The 1,564-nt window shown below is 68.0% G+C and carries 2 protein-coding genes; both read left to right on the top strand.

What is annotated here, in order from left to right:
- The first annotated feature begins 58 nt into the window (after positions 1 to 58).
- A complete protein-coding gene (locus ACFWPJ_RS32420) occupies positions 59 to 763 on the top strand; it encodes a helix-turn-helix transcriptional regulator (protein WP_378857280.1) in 705 nt (234 codons plus the stop codon).
- On the top strand, positions 760 to 1,564 hold an 805-nt coding region (gene sufB / locus ACFWPJ_RS32415), incomplete at its 3' end, for a Fe-S cluster assembly protein SufB (protein ID WP_378857278.1). The genes ACFWPJ_RS32420 and sufB, both read left to right, overlap by 4 nt.

Raw genomic sequence — 1,564 nt, 5'->3', positions numbered from 1 at the left:
TGGGGGCTCGGGGGGGGGGGGGCGCGGGCTACCCCCCCCGGGCGCCCGGACGTCGGCCGTGCCCGTCGCGACCGTGCACGAGGGTCACACCAGGGCGGCCATCGTCCAGCTCCTGCTCGAAGACGGCCCGATCACCGCGACCGCCATCGGCACCGCACTCGGGCTCGCGCCCGCGGGCGTGCGCAGGCACCTCGACGCGCTGATCGACGCGGGTCAGGCCAGGGCGAGCCGATCGGCGCCGTGGCAGCAGAAGGGCCGCGGCCGCCCGGCCAAGCAGTACCAGCTCACGGCGGCCGGGCGTGGCAATCTCGGCCACGCCTACGACGATCTGGCCGGGGCGGCGATCCGTCAGCTCGGCGAGATCGGCGGCGACGCGGCGATCGCCGAATTCGCCCGCAAGCGGGTCAACGTCATCGTCGACGGCATCGAGCCGGTCGCCGAGCACACCGCGCCGGAGATCGAGGCCAAGGTGGAGGAGATCGCGGAAGCGTTCACCGACGCCGGTTTCGCCGCCACCACGCGCCAGGTCGGCGCCGGTGTGCAGATCTGCCAGCATCACTGCCCGGTGGCCCATGTCGCCGAGGAGTTCCCGCAGCTGTGTGACGCCGAACTGGACGCTTTCCGCGACCTGCTCGGCACCCACGTACAGCGACTTGCGACCATCGCCAACGGCGATTGCGCCTGCACCACCCACGTACCGCTGATCATCGCCGCACAGCCCGCGGCGGGACGAACGAACGACTCCGGAAGGAGTGCCGAATGACGACGACCACCGACCAGGTGCAACCGCTGACCCAGGACGAGACCATCGCCTCGCTGGGCAACTACGGTTACGGCTGGGCCGATTCGGATGTGGCCGGTGCCAGCGCGCAACGCGGCCTGTCGGAGGCTGTCGTTCGCGACATCTCGGCCAAGAAGAGCGAGCCGGAATGGATGCTCGACATCCGCCTCAAGGCCCTGCGCATCTTCGATCGCAAGCCCATGCCGAACTGGGGTTCCAACCTCGACGGCATCGACTTCGACAACATCAAGTACTTCGTGCGCTCCTCGGAGAAGCAGGCCGAGAGCTGGGAAGACCTGCCCGAGGACATCAAGAACACCTACGACAAGCTGGGCATCCCCGAGGCGGAGAAGCAGCGCCTTGTCTCCGGTGTCGCCGCGCAGTACGAGTCCGAGGTCGTCTACCACTCCATCCGCGAGGACCTGGAGAAGCAGGGCGTCATCTTCCTCGACACCGACACCGCGCTCAAGGAGCACCCGGAGGTCTTCCAGCAGTACTTCGGCTCGGTGATCCCCGCCGGTGACAACAAGTTCTCCGCGCTCAACACCGCCGTCTGGTCGGGTGGCTCGTTCATCTACGTGCCGCCGGGCGTGCACGTCGACATCCCGCTGCAGGCCTACTTCCGGATCAACACCGAGAACATGGGCCAGTTCGAGCGGACGCTGATCATCGTCGACGAGGACGCCTACGTCCACTACGTAGAGGGTTTCACCCCCCCGAGAGACCAATACGACACGCGGCACACCCCGGTCGTCGCGTTCAAAGTGAAAAAGGGCGGCCGCG

Origin of the sequence: Nocardia sp. NPDC058497 (assembly GCF_042720195.1) — a bacterium.
Lineage (GTDB): Bacteria > Actinomycetota > Actinomycetes > Mycobacteriales > Mycobacteriaceae > Nocardia.
Note: the sequence above shows the minus strand (reverse complement) of the source record. Positions and strands in the feature narration are given on the sequence as shown.